Genomic DNA, 18,791 nt, shown 5'->3' on the forward strand with positions numbered 1-18,791 from the left:
GTATTAGGCTGGATTCGTGGGCGTCATAGGTGAACTGTTCCCCGGCAAGAAGCTGGAAGACGACGGTAGCGAGGCGGGCGACGGCCAGCAGCACCGGCCGCGGCTGGCCGTCGATCTGGACGCCGGAGTGATCAAACTCTCCCCGCCCGCCGCCGACGCGGACCCGGAATCACCCGCCGCGCAGGGCTAGTGCGCACCCGCTAGGGTGGGCCGCGACAGGCCGAGGGCACTCGGCGCGGGCGGAAACAGGGGCGGAATCGCGTGACCGACAACCATGATCACTGGTCGAACCCCCACGGACCCGCGAATCCCGGTGCGGCGGGCGGCTATCCGCCCCAGGAGCCGACCCAGCACCAACCGGCCCAGCCGGATCCGGGACAACCGGCATGGGGTAGCCCGGATCCCGGACAGCAGGGGTGGGGTAACCCGAATGCCGGACAGCAGACGTGGGGACAGCCGGATCCGGGACAGCAGGGCTGGGGCAATCCGGTCACCGGTGCCGAGCCGACCGTGCACGCCTACAACCCGCAGGGGTGGGGCAATCCGGACGCGGCACAACAGGGTTGGGGCACTCCGGTCACCGGTGCGGAACCGACGGTGCACGCCTACAACCCGCAGGCGTACCAGCCCAATCCGCAGGGTTACGAGCCGACGCAGCAGTTCTATCCCGGGGCGCAGTCCGATCCGAATTTCCCCGGGCAGCAACCAGTTCCGGGCTACGGCCAGCCGGGCTACGGTCAGCCGACGCCGCCGGGCGGACCCAATCGCACCTGGCTGATCCTGGCGGCCGTGCTGGGGGTGATCGTGCTGGTCGGCGGCGGTATCGCGGCCTATGCGCTGACCCGCGGCGATTCCGGCGGCAGCAGCGCCGCGCCGAGCACCACCGCGGGCGCGGCCCCGACCAGCAAGGCGGGCAGCCCGTCGTCGGGACCGTCCACCTCGGGCGCACCGAAGTCGGGTTCGCGGACCGTGGTCGCCCCGTCCCTGGGCATCAGCTACGACGTGCCCGCCGGGTGGACCATTGCCGCGCCGACCCAGACCACCCTCCAGTCCGGGGCCGACGGCAATCTCACCGGCTACGCCAAATCCAGTGAGGGCGCGGACTATTGCGCCGGTTCGGCCTACCGGTCACTGGTGTTCGTCGCCCAGGTCGACGGCACCGATCTCGCGGCGGCGGCCACCAAGGTCGCAAAGGTCTCGGTGGAGAGCGGTTACGACGATCCGACCGGTGGCAAGCCCGGCGCGCCCGCGCCGGTGACCACCAAGAGCGGCCTCGCGGGCCGGCAGGTCGAGGCGTCGGGCCCGTGGAAGCCGACCCTGCCCGGCTGCACCACCAACGCGTACGCCGTCTACGCCTTCGCCTTCCCCGGCCCGCGCAACTCGACCCTGGTGCTGGCCGTCCTCGCCGACCGCGGCACCACCGGCGAAATGACCCCCGACCAGGCCAAACAGCTGATCGCCAGCGTCCGGACCAGCTGAGGGACCGGCGATCGCCCCGCCCGGCCAATAGACTGGTCCGATGCCGCTCGTCGAGGTGACATACAACCCGGAACTGCCCGACACCGTGCTGCGCGAGCTGGGCGAATGGCTGCCGCACTTGGTGTCCACGGCGGTCGAGTGTCCCGAGGAACCCTACGACGGGGACCTGCAACCCGGCGATGTCGAGATCCGGTTCCGGCCGCTCGGGAAGTTCGATCGCAGCGGGATGGATCTGGTGATCGAGGTGCGGTCGAAGTACTTCGAGAGCCGGGCCGCGAATCGGCAGCAGCGCTGTGATCGGCTGCTCGCCGATATCGAGAAGTTCGTGGACGCGAATATCGGTGTGTACCTGACGCTTCCGGTCGCGGGCTGGGCGCAGAGCGAATAGCGGATCAGTCCTGCCCGGCATTGCGGTGCCGGTGCCACTTCCAATAGATCAGGGCGAGCACGGCGATGATCGGGACGACGATCAGCAGGTCGGTGTTCACGCGCTTCAGGATGACCGTGAAGGACTGCCCGAGCAGGTAACCCGCCAGCACCAGCACCGAGCCCCAGATGATCGCGCCCGCCGCGCTCGCCACCACGAACCGGCGAAACGACATGGGAGACATGCCGACCAGCTCGGGCAGCATGGTGCGGAAGAAGGTGCTGAACCGTCCGAGCAGGATGGCCCACGCGCCGTGGCGTTGCAGGAATTCCCCGGCGCGCGCGAGGTTGTCGCGGTGACGGTTGAAGATCGACCACTCCAGCAGGCGGGTGCCGTAGCGGCGGCCGATCCAGTAGCCGATGCTGGCCCCGACGATCGCGGACACGATGACCAGGGCCAGCGTGGTGACGATGCCCAGGTGGCCGCGGCTGGCGGCGACGCCCGCGAGGATGGCGGCGGTATCGCCGGGGACCAGCAGGCCGAACACCATCGCCTCCTCGGCGATGACCAGCAGCGCCACCACGACGTAGGTCCAGATCGTGGGGATGCTCAGTATTCGCTGCACGACCGAGTCCATGGCGCTGACGCTAGCCCACCGTCGCATCCCATTGATTCAATCATTGATTGAAATGTCGATTGAAACGTGTTTCACTGCTTGGCATGGTCGAGAAGGTGTCGGCGGGAACCCGCGAACGACTGCTGGCCGCCGCGGAGCAACTGCTGCTCATGGAGTCCTACGACGAGGTGTCGGTGCGGGCGGTGTGTTCGGCGGCCGGGGCCAATCCCGCCGCGGTGCACTACCACTTCGGCTCCAAGGAGGCGCTGGTCGGCGCGCTCATCGAGGCCCGGCTCGGGCCGCTGTGGGCCGAGGGGCTCGCCCGCGCGAGCGCCGGGCGGGATTCGGTGCCCGCGGTGGTGGACACCATCCTCGCCCCGTTCCTGGAGCTGGCGGCGGATCCATTGGGGCGCTTGCATCTTCGGCTGCTGGCCCGCTTCGTGCTGGGGCGGCATCTCATGTCGTGGCAGGGCGCGTGGTTCCGGATGGACTCGTGGGCGGCACTGCTGCCCGAGCTGCCGCCCAGCGTCGCCAAGCGGCGCTGGATGCTGACCTTCGACCTGATCATCATGCGATTCGGCAGCCCCGAGGTCCGGGAGCACGGGATGTCCGAATCGGCGCTGTCGGCACTGCGGGACTTCGTGGTGGCCGGACTCACCGCACCGGGAGAACACTGATGAACGAAATCTTCGCACCGGCTCAGCTCGGCCCGACCACCTTGCGCAACAGGGTGATCAAGGCCGCCACCTTCGAGGGACGCACGCCCGAAGCGCTGGTCACCCCCGAACTGATCGACTTCCACCGGGAGGTCGCCGCGGGCGGGGTGGGCATGACCACCGTCGCCTACTGCGCGGTCGCGCCGGGCGGGCGCACCGACCGGCGCCAGATCTGGATGCGGCCGGAAGCCGTTGCGGGACTGCGGGAATTGACCGATGCCGTGCACGCCGAGGGCGCGGCGGCCAGCGCGCAGATCGGGCACGCCGGGCCGGTGGCAAACGCGGCCTCCAATCGCGCGCCCGCGCTCGCGCCCAGCGCCATGTTCAGCCCGTTGAGCATGCGGGCCATGCGGGTTCCCGAGGAGACCGAGATCCGCGAGCTCATCGCCTCGCACGTGAACGCGGTCCGGCTGGCCGAGCAGGCCGGATTCGACGCGGTCGAACTCCATTTCGGGCACAACTATCTGGTGAGCTCGTTCCTGAGCCCGCTGCTCAACCGCCGCCACGATCATTGGGGTGGGTCGCTGCCCAACCGGGCCCGGCTGGCCCGCGAAATCGCCTGTGCGGTACGGGAAGCCGTGGGCGACCGGATCGCGGTGACGGCCAAGCTGAATATGGAGGACGGCCGCCGCGGCGGGCTCACGGTGCCCGAGAGCGTGCAGGTGGCCGCCTGGCTGGAGGCCGACGGGGCGCTCGACGCGCTCGAATTGACCGCGGGCAGTTCGCTGCTCAACCCCATGCTGCTCTTCCACGGGGACGCGCCGCGCAGCGAGTTCGCCAAGGTGCTGCCCGGCCCGGCGCGGCTGGGCTTCCGCGCGGTCGGGCGCGCCTTCTTGAAGGAGTACCCGTATCAGGAGGCGTACCTGCTCGAACGCGCCCGCCAGTTCCGCCGCGAGCTGTCCATGCCGCTGATCCTGCTGGGCGGCATCACCAATCTCGACACCATGAATCTCGCCATGACCGAGGGCTTCGACTTCGTCGCCATGGGCCGCGCCCTGCTGCGCGAGCCGAACCTGTTGCGGCGCATCGAATCCGATGCGAGCACCCGCTCGGCCTGCGTGCACTGCAACAAGTGCATGCCCACCATCTACACCCGGACCCGCTGCGTGTTCCGGCCCGATCCGACAATCATCGACCTGGACGGAAAGCAACGAGCATGAGCGGATTACTCGCCGGGCGGGTAGACCTGATCAGCGGTGCGGCATCGGGCATGGGCGCCTCGCACGCCAGAACCTTTGTCGCCGAAGGGGCTTCGGTACTCGTCGGCGATATCGCCGACGAGGCGGGTGCGAAACTGGCTGCCGAGCTGGGTGATTCGGCGGCGTTCGCGCACCTGGATGTCACCAGCGCCGCGGACTGGCGGGCCGCCGTGGACACCGCGGTCGCGCGGTTCGGCAAGCTCGATGTGCTGGTCAACAATGCGGGCGTTCTCGACTTCGGGCCGCTGGGAACCTATTCCGAGGAGCAGTGGCAGCGCACCCTCGCAATCAACCTCACCGGGCCGTTCCTGGGGTTGACCGCGGCCCGCGACGCCCTGGTGGCGGCTCGTCCGGCGACCGTGGTGAACATCTCCTCCGCCGCCGGCATCCAGGGCGTGCCGGGTGCGCACGCCTACACCGCGTCGAAGTTCGGGGTGCGCGGGCTCACCAAGTCCGCCGCGCTCGAGCTCGCCCCGCACGGGGTGCGCGTGAATTCCGTTCACCCGGGCGGGATTCTGACGCCCATGATCGGCGTGCCCGAGGGTTCGACCGCGAATCGCGAAGCGAACACCCTCGCCAGGCTCGGCGGGCCCGAGGAGGTGACGGCGCTGGTCGTGTTCCTCGCCAGCCACGAATCCAGCTACTGCAATGGCGCGGAATTCGTGGTCGACGGGGGCATGACGGCGGGCCGTCCGGTCTGAGGACCTACTGCTTGTAGGTCGCCAGGAACCGGCCGATGCGTTCGATGATGGCCTCGAGCTCATCGGCGTGCGGCAGCGTCACGATGCGGAAGTGGTCGGGATGGGGCCAGTTGAAGCCGGTGCCCTGGACGATGTGGATCTTCTCGCGCAGCAGCAGATCCAGGACGAACTGCTCGTCACTGTGGATCTTGTACATGCCGAGGTCGATGCGAGGGAAGGCGTACAGCGCGCCCTTGGGCTTCACACACGAGATGCCCGGGACGGCGTTGAGCGCTTCGAACGCCCGGTCACGCTGCTCGCGCAGGCGGCCGCCGGGCAGGGTCAGGTCGTAGATGCTCTGGTGGCCGCCGAGGGCGGCTTGAATCGCCTGCTGCGCGGGGACATTCGCGCACAGGCGCAGCCCGGCCAGCATGGTCAGGCCCTCGAGGTAGTTCTCGGCGTGCTCGACGGGGCCGGAGACCACCAGCCAGCCGCCGCGGAAGCCGGCGGCGCGGTAGGACTTGGACAGGCCGGAGAAGGTGAGGCACAACAGATCCGGGGCCAGCGACGCGGTGGCGGTGTGGGTCAGGCCGTCGTAGAGGATCTTGTCGTAGATCTCGTCGGAGAACACCACCAGGTTGTGGCGGCGGGCCAGCTCGAGCATCTGGCGCACCACCTCGGGCGAATACACCGCGCCGGTCGGGTTGTTCGGGTTGATGATGACCAGCGCGCGGGTGCGGTCGGTGATCTTGGACTCGATATCGGCCAGGTCCGGCATCCAGTCCGAGCCCTCGTCGCAGATGTAGTGCACCGGGCGGCCGCCGTTGAGCGCGGTGGCGGCGGTCCAGAGCGGGAAATCCGGTGCGGGGACCAGGACTTCGTCGCCGTTCTCCAGCAGCGCGGTCATGGCCATCATGATGAGCTCGGAGACGCCGTTGCCCAGGAAGACCTGTTCGACATCGAGTTCGGCGAGGCCGAGGGTCTCGTAGTACTGCACCACCGCGCGCCGCGCCGAGAGCAGGCCCTTGGAGGAGGAGTAGCCGCTGGACTGCGGCAGGTTGCGGACCATGTCCTGGAGCAGCTCGGGGGGCGCTTCGAAGCCGAAGGTGAGCGGGTTGCCGGTGTTGAGCTTCACGATGTGATGCCCCTCCACCTCCAGCCGGGCGGCGTGCTCGGCGACCGGCCCGCGGATCTCATAGGACACGCCCGCCAGCTTGCTCGACTGCTTCACCTGCATGAACGACCCCTTCTCGGTGTGGTTGCCGCACACTCTACTTGGAAATTCCAAGTTTGCACTTTGTTTTTCCAAGTTCTTGGTTACAGTGGGATCGTGCCACGCCGAAGCTATGACCACTACTGCACCGTGAGCCGCGCCCTCGACCTCGTCGGCGACCGGTGGAACCTGCTGGTGGTCCGCGAATTGTGTCCGGGCCCGCGCCGATACAGCGACCTGTTCGCCGACCTGCCCGGCATCAGCACCGATGTGCTGGCCGCCCGGCTCAAGGACCTCGAGCGTGACGGGATTCTCACCAAGCGCCGCACCGGGCCGCGGGCCGGGACCGCGCTCTACGAGCTCACCGAGGCCGGGGCCGCGCTGCGGCCGGTGCTGGACTCGCTGTCCGCGTGGGGCGCTGCGCAACTCGGGGAGCAGCGCGCCACCGATGCCGTGCGCGCGCACTGGTTCGCGCTGCCGCTGGGCCGGGCGGTGGCCGAACTCGTCCCCTCCGGCACGGTGACGGTCCACGTCGGCGACACCGCCTTCCACTATCTGATCACCGAGTCCGGGCTGACCCACCACGACGGCCCGGCCCCGGCAGCGGACCTCGACATCCGGCTGGACCTGTCCACGGCGAGCGAGATCGCCACCGGCGCACGCGCACTCGCGACCGTCCTCGACGAGGCCACCGGCAGCGGGCGCGGGGAGGCCACCGGCAGCGGGCGAACGGTCGCCTGAAGCGGTCACCCCGCCGGGCCGCACGCCCCGGCCTGTGTGGTACCGGCGGGTGGTCACCGCGCGTCGGTAGCATCGGCTGGGTTCGGCCCATGCGATCGAGGAGGAAACCCGTGACCAGCGAGAACGCCATCGGCACGATCACGATGGTCGGATCCGGAAGTGCCAGTGCCACACCCGACATCATGCGGGTGAACATCTCGGTCGAGACGCGCGCGCAGACCGTGGCGGACGCCTATACGCGGGCGGGAGATCGGGCCGCGGCGGTGATCGGGTCGCTGCGGGCGGACGGGGTGGCCGGGCGCGACATCAATACCAGCGGGCTGACCGTGCGCGCGGAAACCGTGTGGACGGAAGGTAATCGGGAGCAGCTGGTCGGGTATATCGCGGGGACCTCGCTGACGGTCACCCTGCGCGAGATCGCCGGGGCCGACGGCGCGGCCAAGCCGTCCGCGGACGGCGGGCCCGCGGCGATCATCGCGCACGCGGTCGAGGCCGGGGGCGACGATGTGCGCCTCGGCGGGCTCACCCTGACCGTGGCCGACGAGGAAGCGCTGATGGTGCGCGCCCGGGACGCGGCGTGGGATCACGCGGTAGGTAAGGCCGAACAGTATGTGTTCCGGGCGGGCCGCGCGCTGGGGCCGGTGGTGGAGATCACCGAGGACGTCTCCGGTCCGGTGCCGCAGCCGCGCATCGCGTTCGCCGCCGCCAAGATGGGCGGCGGAGCCGAGGCGATGCCGGTGGAACTCGGCGAGGAGCGAGCTGTCCACGAGCATCCGCGTCACCTGGCGGCTGAGCTGAGCCCAGGGCTCGACCGGGCCAGCCACTCCAGGGCTCGACCGCGCAACCGGGACGAAGGCTCAGAGCTCGACGCGGGCGAGTAGCCAGGTGGCGCGGACCTCGGTGAGCTGGATGCGGAAGCGGGTGGCGCCGGGGTGGGTTCGATGCGGGAACGGGTCGGAGACCAGCATGGCGCGCAGGTCGTGGAGCAGCCGGGTGCCGGCGGTGACGGTGACGCGGCCGGTGTCCACCAGGTGGCGCACATTGGCGGCGGGGTCGGGGTCGCCGGTGCCCGCCGCGTAGGCGGTGACCTGTTGCAGGGCCGAGCGCAGCCGCTTCTCGCACGCCGGGAACCGGCCGCGCTCATAGTGTTTGACCGCCTGCTTCAGGTGATCGAGCGCGGTCTGCTGCCCGCGCACCTCCAGCTCGGTGGCCAGCAGCGACACCTTCTCCTCGAGCCGGATCGGCAGCCACGCTGTGGGTTTCAACCGGCAGCGCACCGCGCCGTCACCCATCCGGTCGAGCTTCATCCGGTATCCGTCGGTCAGCAGCGCCTCCCGCAATCCCGGCAGCCAGGCCGGAAGATGCTTGCGCTCCAACGATTCCCCCTGCAGGAATCGCGCCACCGTCACCTCCACCAGGTCCAGCAGCGCCCGATCGGCCTCCGCATTACCCTCCAGTGCCGCCATCCGCGCCCCGTACACCGGCGTCACCAGCCGACCCCAATAGCTGTCCGCATTCACCCACAGCTCGCCCCGATACTCCGGTCGCTTGAGAGCGACTCCCAGCAGCAGCGCCTCGAGCGAGTGAAACCGCGACTGATCCCCACAGATCAGCTCGACCACCGACGCCACCGTCGGATCCGACAACGTAGTCACAAGCCACCATCTTGACCCACCCCCCAATCCCCCCCATCCCACAACCCATCCCCCTGTCACCATCGCGCCAAGGTCCTCGACAAGATCAGGGAGCTCACACCGTGGGGAATCGGGCAAAATTCCACGGTGCGAACTCCCTGATCTTGAAAGCTCGGTCAGCGCTCCAGCAGGGCTATGCATTCGACGTGGTAAGTCCCGGGGAAGGCGTCGAAGACGCGCAGGCCCGCGGGCTCGTAGCCCGCACCGCGATAGAGTCCGATATCGCGGGCGAAAGCGGCGGGGTCGCAACCGATGTGGATGATGCGGCGCGGTGAACGCTCGGTCAGCGCGTTGATCACCTCCTTGCCCGCACCCGCGCGCGGTGGATCCAGCACCACCACATCCGGTGCGGCACCGGGCTGCTCGTGAATCCAGCGCTCCACCCGCGCGACGGTCAGGTCCACCCACGGCATATCCCGCAGTGCCGCAAGCCCTTCGGTGACCGCGCCGCGCGCGAACTCGACGCCGTGCACGACTCCCCGCTCGCCCACCTGCTCCGCGAGCCGCGCCGCGAACACGCCGACACCGCAATACAGATCCCACACCAGCGCACCCGGCGCGGCATCGGCCCACTCGGCCACCACATCCGAATAGCACTGCGCCGCACCGTAATGCGGCTGCCAGAACCCGGTCGCCGACAGCTCCCACCGCCGCTCGGCCACATACTGCACGGCCGTCCCGGTCCCGTCGATCACCCGCTCCTCGCGAGCACCGTGCGCCGCCGCCCGCCGCGCGGCGGTGCTGCTGCGGTCTCCCCCGCCCCGCCGCCCGGCAGCCCCCACGCCCCGGCCACGCCGATCGCCGCCCCGCCCACGGTGATCGTCCCGATCCCCCGCCGCGGGAGCCACCTCCACCACGTGCCGCATCCCCTCGCCGTCCACGGCCACCACCAGATCGGCCCCCGGCGTCCACTTGCGCTCGCCGATCCCGTCCATGGCCCCCGCCATCGGCTGCGGGCACCGCAGATCCGCGATCACCTCGGTACTCCGATACCGATGCACCCCCGCCCGCCCGGCCGCGTCCACGGTCAGCCGCACCCGACTGCGCCACCCGCCGGAATACGCATCCACCGACAGCACACCGAAACTCGGGTCATCGGCCCCCACCTCCCGGAGGACGACCCGCGCCCCACCGGACGGCCGCACCGCAGCACCGGAGGACGAATCCACCGATGACGAATCCGCCACGGGCGCAACGCTTGTGCCGGTCCGATCGGCCGGTGCCGGACGCGCGCCCGCCGCGATGCCGGGAGCCGAGTCCGCCCCCTCGGACGCCCCACCCTCCTCGGAATGCGCGACCAGGGTGCGCGCGAAATGGGTTGCCACACCGCCGATCCGGCCCGGGGCGGGGGCAGCGCCGGGAAACTCCTCCGCCGTGGAGGCGGCGGCGGTCTCGACATCGGGCGGCGGTCCACCGCGCTCCGCACCCGCCGAAGCGGATCCGGCCAGCAGCGCGGACGCCAAACCCGTCGGTACCCCGCCGATGCGACCCAGACCGGTGAGCCGCGGGCTCGGCATCGAGTAGTGGCCGCGGGCATCGGCCGGATCGGTGATCCGGCCCGCGCCGCCGCCACGGCTGTCACTGTGCGGGCCCGGGGCGGATGCGGTGTCCAGTTGGGCGACAACGCCGCTCGGCAGACCGGACGGGGCCGGGATGGTTTCGACGGTGAAGTCGGGTTCCCAGTCGGCCAGGCGGCGGAGTTGTTCGGCGACGACCTGATGCTTCAGGTCGCGCTGGGCGGCGGGGGTGGCGAAGGTGAAGTCGCAGCAGCCCGCGCCGCCGGGACCGGAAACCGGGCAGGTGGCCGGGACGCGGTCGGGGGACGGGTCGAGGATTTCGACGGCTTCGGCGCGGCAGAAGGAGCCGCCGCGGTCCTCGGTGATCTGGGCGCGGACGAGTTCGCCCGGCAGGCCGTGGCGGACGAACAGGACGCGGCCCTCGTGGCGGGCGACGCAGAAGCCGCCGTGGCCGGGCGGGCCGAGACGGACCTCGAGGATGCGGCCGTACCAGTCGGCGCTCATGCCTCGTCCCCGAAACCGCGGCGGACCGAGCCGGGCGCGTTGACCACGCGGCCGGGAGCGCGCCCGGTCGAGGAGGACAGCTGCCAGGGGACGCTGGTCACCATGACGCCGGGCTCGAACAGCAGGCGGCCCTTCAACCGCAGGGCACTCTGGTTGTGCAGCAACTGTTCCCACCAGTGGCCGACCACGTATTCGGGGATGAACACGGTGACCACGTCGCGCGGGGCGTCGCGGCGCACCCGCTTCACGTAATCCACCACGGGCTTGGTGATCTCGCGATACGGCGACTCGATCACCTTGAGCGGCACCGCGATATCGCTGGACTCCCACTGCCGCACCAGCGCGCGGGTATCGGGTTCGTCGACGTTCACCGTGATCGCCTCCAGGGTGTCGGGGCGGGTGGCGCGGGCGTAGGCCAGGGCGCGCTTGGTGGGCATGTGCAGCTTCGACACCAGCACGATGGAGGGGGTGCGGCTGGGCAGCACGCCGTCCCAATCGGTCTCGTCCAGCTCGCGCGACACCGTGTCGTAGTGGCGGCGAATGAGTTTCATCAACCCGAAGATGGCCGCCATGGTGACGATCGCGATCCACGCGCCGGCCAGGAACTTGGTGACCAGCACGATGCACAGCACGGTCGCGGTCATGGTCAGGCCGATGGCGTTGATCACCCGCGAGCGCTTCATGCGCGCCCGCTGCGCCGGATCGGTCTCGGTGCGCAGCAGCCGCGTCCAGTGCCGCAGCATGCCGGTCTGGCTCAGCACGAACGACACGAACACGCCGACGATGTAGAGCTGGATCAGCCGCGTCACCTCCGCGCCGAACAGCACCACGAACGCGATGGCCGCGCCCGCCAGGAACAGGATGCCGTTGCTGAACGCCAGCCGATCGCCGCGGGTGTGCAGCTGCCGCGGCAGGAAACGGTCCTGCGCCAGAATCGAACCCAGCACCGGGAAGCCGTTGAACGCGGTATTGGCCGCCAGCACCAGGATCAGCGCGGTGACGATGGTGATGAAGTAGAAGCCCGCCGGGAACCCGTCGAACACCGCCCCGGCCAGCTGCGCGACGAGGGTCTTCTGCTCGTATCCGGCGGGCGCGCCGATCAGGTCGGAGGTGTTGTGCGCGTAGACGATGCCGACCTTCTGGGTGAGCACGATCATGCCCATGAACAGGGTGATGGCGATGCCGCCGAGCAGCAGCAGGGTGGTCGCGGCATTGCGGGACTTGGGTTTGCGGAACGCGGGCACGCCATTGCTGATGGCCTCCACGCCGGTGAGCGCGGCACAGCCGGAGGAGAAGGCGCGCGCGAGCAGGAACACGAACGCGAGCCCGAACAGATGCTCGTCCTCGGCCTCGAGCCCGAAACCGTAGGACTCGGCGTGCACGCTCTGGCCGAGCACCCCGATCCGGGTGAAGCCCCAGATCAGCATGATGAACATGCCGATCATGAAGGCGTAGGTGGGAATCGCGAAGGCCGTGCCGGATTCGCGCACGCCGCGCAGATTGATCGCGGTGAGGATCACAATCGCGCACACCGCGAACAACACCTTGTGTGTTGCGACGAACGGCACGGCCGAGCCGATGTTCGACGCCGCCGAGGAGATCGAGACCGCGACCGTGAGCACGTAATCGACCAGTAGCGCACTGCCGACGGTCAATCCCGCGGTGGGCCCGAGGTTCTTGGTGGCTACCTCGTAGTCACCGCCGCCGGAGGGATAGGCGTGCACGTTCTGCCGATAGCTGGCCACCACCACCGCCATCACGAGCGCGACCACCAGGCCGATCCACGGCGCGTAGGCGTACGCCGACAGCCCCGACACCGACAGCACCAGGAAGATCTCCTCCGGCGCGTACGCCACCGAGGACAGGGCGTCAGAGGCGAAGACCGGGAGCGCGATCCGCTTGGGTAGCAACGTATGCCCGAGAGAGTCACTGCGGAATGGGCGGCCGACCAGCATGCGCTTGGCGGCCGTCGTCAACTTCGACACTCCAGGCAGCATAAGGCAGTGCGCCGCAGGCAGAGGCATGGCATTGCCGACCGCGGCGAAGCATCGCCCGCCGAAGCGGGCACTGTCGGCGGAGCGAGAGCGTGCCCACACCGAGGGGGCGGTGGTCTCCGCCGGGGCGATGCGCCGTGGAGAGGCGATGGGTTCGTCGGGCAGCGATGCGTTGCCGGACGCGGTATTGCGTGGCGTGCCGCCCGTGTTCGGCGCGCGACCGGTAGCCCGCGTGGTCGTAGGGTGGCGGGACGAGGGTTGTGAGGTTTTCCCGGTTCCGGTTTGAACACCTTCCGGAGGGGGAAAGTGCCCGCAGTGAAACTCGAGCGGTACGGTTGCGACCCGACCAAGGCAACCAGACCGCACACCACGGTTTTCGGGAATGGGGTTTGTACCGTGTACGTCGTGATCATGGGTTGTGGGCGGGTCGGTTCCTCGCTCGCCCGCGCCCTCGTCCGCATCGGCCACGAGGTCGCGGTGATCGATCAGAACTCGAGTGCCGTCCTGCGCCTGGGCCGCGACTTCCCGGGCCTGTGCATCACCGGCGTCGGCTTCGATCGAGATGTCTTGACCCGCGCCGGAATCGAGCGTGCCGGGGCCTTCGCCGCGGTGTCCTCCGGCGACAACTCCAACATCATCTCCGCGCGGGTGGCCCGCGAGACCTTCGGCATCGAGCGCGTGGTCGCGCGCATCTACGACGCCAAGCGCGCCGCGGTCTACGAGCGCCTGGGCATCCCCACCATCGCCACCGTGCCGTGGACCACCGACCGCTTCCTGCGCACCCTGGTCTCCGATCAGTCCACCACCACCTGGCGCGACCCCACCGGCACCGTCGCGGTCACCGAGGTCCCGCTGCACGAGGAGTGGTACGGGCGCTCGGTGCACGCGCTCGAGGACGCCATCGGCGCACGGGTGGCGTTCATCATCCGGTTCGGGCAGGGCGTGCTGCCCAATGGCAAGTCCATGCTGCAAGCCGACGACCAGGTGTACATCGCCGCCACCTCGGGCACCGTCGGCGAGGCCGTCGCCCTGGCCGCCAATCCCCCCGCGAGCGAGGTCTGATCGTGAAAGTAGCCATCGCCGGAGCCGGAGCGGTCGGCCGCTCCATCGCCCAGGAACTATTGCGCGGCGGCCACCAGGTCATGCTGCTGGAACGCCGCCTCGACCACATCGACCCCACCAGCGCGCCCACCGCGGTCTGGACCCACGCCGACGCCTGCGAGCTGGAGACGCTCGAAGAGGCCGGGCTCGAGACCTACGACGTGGTCATCGCCGCCACCGGCGACGACAAGGTGAACCTGGTGTTCAGCCTGCTGGCCAAGACGGAATTCGGGGTGCGCAGGGTGGTGGCCCGGGTCAACGATCCCCGCAACGAGTGGCTGTTCGACTCGTCCTGGGGTGTGGACGTGGCGGTCTCGACGCCGCGGCTGCTGGCCTCGCTGGTGGAGGAGGCCGTCTCGGTGGGCGATCTGGTGCGGCTCATGACGCTGCGGCAGGGGCAGGCCAACCTGGTCGAGATCACCCTGCCGACGAATACCCCGCTGGCGGGCAAGGCCGTTCGCACCCTCGCCCTGCCCCGCGACGCCGCCCTGGTGACCATCCTGCGCGGCGGGCGGGTCATCGTCCCGCAGGCCGACGATCCCCTCGAAGGCGAGGACGAGCTGCTGTTCGTCGCCTCGGTCGAGGCCGAGGACGATCTGCGGAAGGCGCTCGGCGTCAACGGCTTCGGCAAGCACGAGGACGCGCCCGCCTGATCCGGAGACTGCCGCGAGGTCCGGGCACGGCCCCGAGGTCAGAACAGTGAGGTCCGGACACGACTGTGGGCCGGGCGCACTCCCCAGTGCCCGGCCCACGTTGTGTCGTGCTCACCGTTGAGCTACCCCCGAATCAGGACGCCGCCCGCAATTCGGCCCGCAGCCGGTTGAGCGCGCGGTGCTGCATGACCCGCACCACGCCCGGGCTGGTGCCGATGGCCTCGGCGGTCTGCGCCGCGGTCCAGCCCAGCACGATCCGCATGACCAGCACCTCGCGGTGCGTCGAGGACAGCACCTGCATGAGATCGCGTGCCGCCCGGCGGGTCTCCATCGCCAGCGCCCGCTCCTCCGGCCCGGGCTCGTTCATGGGCGCGTCCGGGAACTCCGCCACCGGGTAGGCCGGGTGCAGCTGCGCCCGCCGGAAGGCATCGGCGACCTTGTTGGCCGAGATGCCGTAGACGAAGGCCAGGAACGACTTGCCCTGGTCCCGGTAGCGCGGAATCGCCTGCACCGTCGCCAGGCAGATCTCCTGCGCCACGTCGTCCGCGGTCACGTGCAGGTGCCCGGCCCCGCTCATGCGGGCCGCGCAGTAGCGGCGCACCAGCGGGTAGACGATCTTGAGGATCTCCGAGACCGCCGCCTTGTCGCCGCTCGCGGCCGGGCCGATCAATTTCTCCAATTCCGCCGCGGCGCGCCGGGATTCCGACGTCGCCACGCTGCTCGTGCTCTTGCTCCCACGCCCCGCCGGGTGCCGGCGCGAGGCGACTGTCTGCACCGCTGTGGTCCCGGGCCCCTCGCCCCGGTCCTGCGCTGCCACTGCCTTGCCGTCGGTAACCAACTCCACGATCCTTTCTCCGTAGCTTCTGAGAAAGATCGTGCTCGCTGGGGGGACTCCGAAATAGGTACCCCAGGGGTGGGTTGGTCACCCCCTTTCACCCCCGAATCGCCCCGAAGGTGTTGCGCCCTGGCGTTTTACCGCGATAAAGGGCCGAACGGGCGGATGTCCAGCCCGCAGAAGTCGGGGGTCAGGCCGCGGAGTCGCGTGCCTTCGCCGACTGCGAAGGCAGATGACCTGCCTTACGGACCGCCCAAAAGGTCACCAAGGCCGCCACCGCGGTCAGCGGCCAGCCCATGGCGATGCGCGCCACCGCCAGCAGACCGGTGCTGTTGGAGTCGTAGAGGTGGTTCTGCACCAGGTAGCGCGCCACGAACACCACCGCCCACACCGCGGTCGCGATGTCGTAGAGCCGCATGGCGCGCTTGTCCGAACGCCAGCCGGTGCCGTGCCCGTTGAGCGCGCCCCAGATGACACCCGCCAGCGGCCACCGCACCACCAGCGACATCAGGAACGCGCCGCCGTAGATCAGGCTGGCGTAGATGCCGAACAGGAAGAAGCCCTTGGCCTCACCCATCCGGTAGGCGATGAACGCGCACACGCCCACCCCCAGGAAGCCGGAGATGGCGGGCTGGATCGGATCGCGACGCACCAAGCGCCACACCAGGATCGCCGCCGCCACACCCAGCGACGCCCAGATGGCGGCGGTCAGCCCGCGCAGCGAATTCACGGGCACGAACACCAGCACCGGCAGCGAGGAGTAGATCAGGCCGCTGATGCCGCCCATCTGCTCGAGCAGGGTGGGCTCGGGTCCGGCGTCCGCCTCGGGGTCGCCGTCGCCGGTCGCCTCGCGTTCGAGGGCGGCCAGCTCGGCGCCCATCAGGGCCTGCATGTCCTCGTCCAGCAGCGCATTGTCCATCCGCAGGGGCGGTTCGTCGCCGGTCACGGCATTGAGCTGGAACGTGGGCGGATCGAACGCGGGCTGCGCGCCTGACGCCTCGGTCCGGTTGCCTCTGTCGTCACTGCTGCTGGAGTTCGGCATGAGTGTCAGGGATTCCCTCGGAGTTCGTAGTAGGGGTTGTAGATGACCTTGCCGCCGTCGCGTTCACCGATGCGACCGCGGACCAAGATACGGCGTCCCGGTTCGATTCCCGGAATGCGACGCCTGCCGATGAACACCAGTTCCACGCTGTCGGTGCCGTCGAAGAACTCGGCCGCCACCTCCGCGCCCCCGGCCTTCGGACAGGCCTCCACGCTGCGGAGTCTGCCGATCATCGTGACCTCTTCACCGCGTCGGCACTCCGATGCCCGGCACGCGCCCGACGCCTCGGACGTCTCGGCGAGTTCCTCGGCATCCAAACGATCCAGGTCCTCGGTCAGGCGACGGCTGAGCCGCCGGAAATAGCCTGACGGGGTGTCCTTCCCACCCGCGGATGGCATCTCGCACGCTCTCCTGTAGAGCTCGACGGCGTGGGTCTCACGTCGTTCGTTTCCTTCCACGACGCCCGGTGGTTTGCCACCCGGCCGCCTGTGGCCGTACATCGCCACTGTAGATGCACCGGCCTGCACCCGCCACGCGTGCCCGCCAGCACCGGACGCGGCACTTTCACACCCCCAGCCATACCCGCTACTCCCCGGTATCCAAACCCCGAGCGCCTCCGAGGCCGGTCGGCTCATCGCCGCCGCGCCCGCCCCGGCTAGGCTCGGCCGGTGCTCGATCTACCACGTCCGGCGGTCGCCGTCGCCCTGCCCGGAACCGGCTCCGACGCCCACTTCGCCCGCCGCGCCTTCGGATCCGCCTGCGCCGCCAGGGATCTGCCGTTCCTCGCGGTCGAACCCGACCCGCGCCGGGTGATCGACAGCTACCGCGCCGCCCTCGACGCCGCCGCCCGCTCCGGACCGGTCCTGATCGCGGGCATCTCCCTCGGCGCGGCCGTGGCCCTGGACTGGGCCGCCCGCCACCCGGATTCGGTCTACGGCGTGGTCGCCGCCCTCCCCGCCTGGACCGGCGCGGACACCACCGGCTGCCCCGCCGCCGCGAGCGCCGCCGCCACCGCCGCCCAACTCCGTGCCGACGGCCTGGACGCGGTCCTGTCCCGCATGCGGTCCTCGAGTCCCGCCTGGCTGGCCGAGGCACTCACCCACTCCTGGACCGCCCAATGGCCCGACCTCCCCGCCGCCCTGGAGGAAGCCGCCGCCTACGCCTGGCCCGAACCGGAACTCCTGGCCGAGGTCATCGCCCCGGTCGAAATCATCGGCGCGACAGACGATCCCGTCCACCCCTTCGCCGTGGCCGAACACTGGACCGGCCTCATCCCCCACGCCACCCTGCACGCCATCACCCTCGACGAGCTCGGTGCGGACCCGTCCATCCTCGGCACCCGGGGTATCAACGCTCTGCTCCCCCGCCCCGTTTCCGCCCCGTAGTCGAGTCCCCACGCGTCCGCGCATATCGCCCGAGCGCCGCTCGCGGCCGTCGGATCGCGCCTTCCGTGGCCGACGGTGGCGGCGAGCCGCACCCGCGATCAATTCCGCCGACAGCGAAACGGGGCACCGCCGGTCCGGCGGTGCCCCGTTTCGAGTTGTTCCGCAATCGAATCCGGGGCTGATGTGGACCCGGACCGGTCGGTCAGTTCAGGCCGAGCTGCTGCATGGCCGAGCCTTCCGCGCCGCGGCGGGGTTCGGTGGGGGGCTGCTCCGGTTGGAAGGCGGGGCCGCCCTGCATGGCTGCCATCTGGGCTTGCATGGCCTGTTGCTGGGCGGCGAGTTGTTGCTGGTGGGCGGCGGCGAGCTGGTCGGCCAGCTCCTGGGGTAGGACCACCGGGAGGGGTTCGCGGACCGGGAGGGGCTCGTCGCCGCGGCGGACGACGGTCTCGCCCAGGACCGCCCGGGCGGCGGCGACCAGCGGGGAGTTGTCGTCGGCCGCGCCGGTCGGCCCGGCGGCGACCAGGCGGACCATCCAGCGGTAGCCGTCCACGCCGATGAAGCGCAGGTCCGCGCCCTGGGTGACGGCGTGCAGCTCGCGGCCCCAGGGGCCCTGCACGACCGAGACCGTGGCGCCGTCCTTGCGCAGGGTCTCGGCGAGATCGGCTGCCACCGAACGCCATTGGCCCGAGGTCTTGGGGGCGGCATAGGCCGCCACCGTGATCCGGCCGTGCTGGGTGGCCAGGTGGACCGCCTGCGGGGTGCCGTCGGGAGTCATCTCGACCTGGAGCTGGCCGCCCGGCGGGACGGGGACGATGACCGAGCCGAGGTCCAGGCGCTGCTCGGCGATGGCCTCGAGGCGGTCGGCGACGTCCTCGTAGTCGAAGGGGCCGGTCTGCTCGCCGCGGGCGGGCACCGGCTCGTCGTCGAACTCCGGCTCGTCGTATTCGTCCGCCTCGTACGCGGATTCGTCGTACTCCTCGTACTCGTCGTACTCGCCCTCGTACTGCGGCGCGTCGGCTCTGTCGTCCTTGTTCTTCTTGCGTCCGAATGCCATC

At 70.1% G+C, this 18,791-nt stretch carries 20 protein-coding genes and 1 pseudogene; 11 read left to right on the forward strand and 10 right to left on the reverse strand.

Features of this window, described 5'->3' with window-relative positions; translation table 11 throughout:
- Positions 1-16 precede the first annotated feature (16 nt).
- The 3 genes from NS2_RS36015 (at position 17) to NS2_RS14435 (ending at position 1,867) form a co-directional block, all read left to right on the forward strand.
- Positions 17-190: a hypothetical protein gene (locus NS2_RS36015; RefSeq protein ID WP_155239736.1), complete on the forward strand. Its 174-nt coding sequence runs from the start codon at positions 17-19 to the stop codon at positions 188-190.
- A gap of 71 nt (positions 191-261) precedes the next feature.
- Positions 262-1,479: a DUF8017 domain-containing protein gene (locus NS2_RS14430; protein ID WP_033087967.1), complete on the forward strand. Its 1,218-nt coding sequence runs from the start codon at positions 262-264 to the stop codon at positions 1,477-1,479.
- A gap of 40 nt (positions 1,480-1,519) precedes the next feature.
- Entirely contained in the window at positions 1,520-1,867 is a 348-nt protein-coding gene (locus tag NS2_RS14435) for a hypothetical protein (RefSeq protein WP_033087966.1), read from the forward strand.
- 4 nt (positions 1,868-1,871) lie between these two features.
- Here NS2_RS14435 and NS2_RS14440 read toward each other — a convergent pair whose 3' ends face one another.
- Positions 1,872-2,483, reverse strand: a complete 612-nt coding sequence (locus NS2_RS14440; protein ID WP_033087965.1) for a DedA family protein — start codon at positions 2,481-2,483, stop codon at positions 1,872-1,874.
- Between the two features lie 83 nt (positions 2,484-2,566).
- Between NS2_RS14440 and NS2_RS14445 the strand changes: the two genes are divergently transcribed.
- The 3 genes from NS2_RS14445 to NS2_RS14455 are packed head-to-tail and all read left to right on the forward strand — an operon-like array spanning position 2,567 to position 5,078.
- A complete protein-coding gene (locus NS2_RS14445; protein ID WP_033087964.1) occupies positions 2,567-3,139 on the forward strand; it encodes a TetR/AcrR family transcriptional regulator in 573 nt (190 codons plus the stop codon).
- Positions 3,139-4,338 carry an NADH:flavin oxidoreductase gene (locus NS2_RS14450; protein WP_033087963.1) on the forward strand — a complete coding sequence of 400 codons (1,200 nt, stop codon included), beginning with the start codon at positions 3,139-3,141 and terminating at the stop codon, positions 4,336-4,338. Before NS2_RS14445 ends, NS2_RS14450 begins: the two co-directional genes overlap by 1 nt.
- Positions 4,335-5,078 carry an SDR family oxidoreductase gene (locus tag NS2_RS14455; RefSeq protein WP_036549843.1) on the forward strand — a complete coding sequence of 248 codons (744 nt, stop codon included), beginning with the start codon at positions 4,335-4,337 and terminating at the stop codon, positions 5,076-5,078. Before NS2_RS14450 ends, NS2_RS14455 begins: the two co-directional genes overlap by 4 nt.
- Before the next feature lie 4 nt (positions 5,079-5,082).
- On the opposite strand, the gene NS2_RS14460 is transcribed toward NS2_RS14455, so the two are convergent.
- Positions 5,083-6,294 carry a pyridoxal phosphate-dependent aminotransferase gene (locus tag NS2_RS14460; protein WP_033087984.1) on the reverse strand — a complete coding sequence of 404 codons (1,212 nt, stop codon included), beginning with the start codon at positions 6,292-6,294 and terminating at the stop codon, positions 5,083-5,085.
- A gap of 93 nt (positions 6,295-6,387) precedes the next feature.
- Between NS2_RS14460 and NS2_RS14465 the strand changes: the two genes are divergently transcribed.
- Together NS2_RS14465 and NS2_RS14470 are read left to right on the forward strand one after the other, a co-directional pair.
- On the forward strand, positions 6,388-7,011 hold the full coding sequence (locus tag NS2_RS14465) for a winged helix-turn-helix transcriptional regulator (RefSeq protein WP_096490629.1): 624 nt from the start codon (positions 6,388-6,390) through the stop codon (positions 7,009-7,011).
- A 110-nt stretch (positions 7,012-7,121) separates the two neighbouring features.
- Positions 7,122-7,892, forward strand: a complete 771-nt coding sequence (locus NS2_RS14470) for an SIMPL domain-containing protein (RefSeq protein ID WP_228102862.1) — start codon at positions 7,122-7,124, stop codon at positions 7,890-7,892.
- Here NS2_RS14470 and NS2_RS14475 read toward each other — a convergent pair.
- The 4 genes and pseudogenes from NS2_RS14475 to NS2_RS14490 all read right to left on the reverse strand — a co-directional run bounded on the left by NS2_RS14475 (position 7,869) and on the right by NS2_RS14490 (position 12,711).
- On the reverse strand, positions 7,869-8,666 hold the full coding sequence (locus NS2_RS14475; protein WP_143161275.1) for a hypothetical protein: 798 nt from the start codon (positions 8,664-8,666) through the stop codon (positions 7,869-7,871). The two genes, NS2_RS14470 and NS2_RS14475, sit on opposite strands and share 24 nt — an antisense overlap.
- Positions 8,667-8,821: 155 nt before the next feature.
- Positions 8,822-10,222, reverse strand: a complete 1,401-nt coding sequence (locus NS2_RS38220; RefSeq protein WP_308640196.1) for a class I SAM-dependent RNA methyltransferase — start codon at positions 10,220-10,222, stop codon at positions 8,822-8,824.
- Between the two features lie 132 nt (positions 10,223-10,354).
- Positions 10,355-10,726, reverse strand: a pseudogene (locus tag NS2_RS37465) (TRAM domain-containing protein); the annotation flags it as partial.
- The gene (locus tag NS2_RS14490; RefSeq protein WP_033087980.1) at positions 10,723-12,711 is read right to left on the reverse strand and encodes an APC family permease; all 1,989 of its coding nucleotides are present in this window, start codon (positions 12,709-12,711) and stop codon (positions 10,723-10,725) included. The gene NS2_RS14490 and the pseudogene NS2_RS37465, both read right to left, overlap by 4 nt.
- Positions 12,712-13,116: 405 nt before the next feature.
- On the opposite strand from NS2_RS14490, the gene NS2_RS14495 reads away from it, so the two are divergent.
- On the forward strand, positions 13,117-13,782 hold the full coding sequence (locus NS2_RS14495) for a potassium channel family protein (RefSeq protein WP_033087960.1): 666 nt from the start codon (positions 13,117-13,119) through the stop codon (positions 13,780-13,782).
- Between the two features lie 2 nt (positions 13,783-13,784).
- A complete protein-coding gene (locus NS2_RS14500) occupies positions 13,785-14,474 on the forward strand; it encodes a potassium channel family protein (protein ID WP_033087959.1) in 690 nt (229 codons plus the stop codon).
- 133 nt (positions 14,475-14,607) lie between these two features.
- On the opposite strand, the gene NS2_RS14505 is transcribed toward NS2_RS14500, so the two are convergent.
- The 3 genes from NS2_RS14505 to NS2_RS14515 form a co-directional block, all read right to left on the reverse strand.
- On the reverse strand, positions 14,608-15,189 hold the full coding sequence (locus NS2_RS14505) for a sigma-70 family RNA polymerase sigma factor (RefSeq protein WP_045437648.1): 582 nt from the start codon (positions 15,187-15,189) through the stop codon (positions 14,608-14,610).
- A gap of 310 nt (positions 15,190-15,499) precedes the next feature.
- The gene (locus NS2_RS14510) at positions 15,500-16,096 is read right to left on the reverse strand and encodes a DUF3159 domain-containing protein (protein WP_033087978.1); all 597 of its coding nucleotides are present in this window, start codon (positions 16,094-16,096) and stop codon (positions 15,500-15,502) included.
- Positions 16,097-16,356: 260 nt separating this feature from the next.
- Entirely contained in the window at positions 16,357-16,749 is a 393-nt protein-coding gene (locus NS2_RS14515; RefSeq protein WP_033087958.1) for an OB-fold nucleic acid binding domain-containing protein, read from the reverse strand.
- 270 nt (positions 16,750-17,019) lie between these two features.
- On the opposite strand from NS2_RS14515, the gene NS2_RS14520 reads away from it, so the two are divergent.
- On the forward strand, positions 17,020-17,736 hold the full coding sequence (locus NS2_RS14520) for an alpha/beta fold hydrolase (RefSeq protein WP_033087957.1): 717 nt from the start codon (positions 17,020-17,022) through the stop codon (positions 17,734-17,736).
- A 202-nt stretch (positions 17,737-17,938) separates the two neighbouring features.
- Here NS2_RS14520 and NS2_RS14525 read toward each other — a convergent pair whose 3' ends face one another.
- Positions 17,939-18,790: a DUF3710 domain-containing protein gene (locus tag NS2_RS14525; RefSeq protein ID WP_033087956.1), complete on the reverse strand. Its 852-nt coding sequence runs from the start codon at positions 18,788-18,790 to the stop codon at positions 17,939-17,941.
- Position 18,791 lies beyond the last annotated feature (1 nt).

Origin of the sequence: Nocardia seriolae NBRC 15557 (assembly GCF_007990715.1) — a bacterium.
Lineage (GTDB): Bacteria > Actinomycetota > Actinomycetes > Mycobacteriales > Mycobacteriaceae > Nocardia > Nocardia seriolae.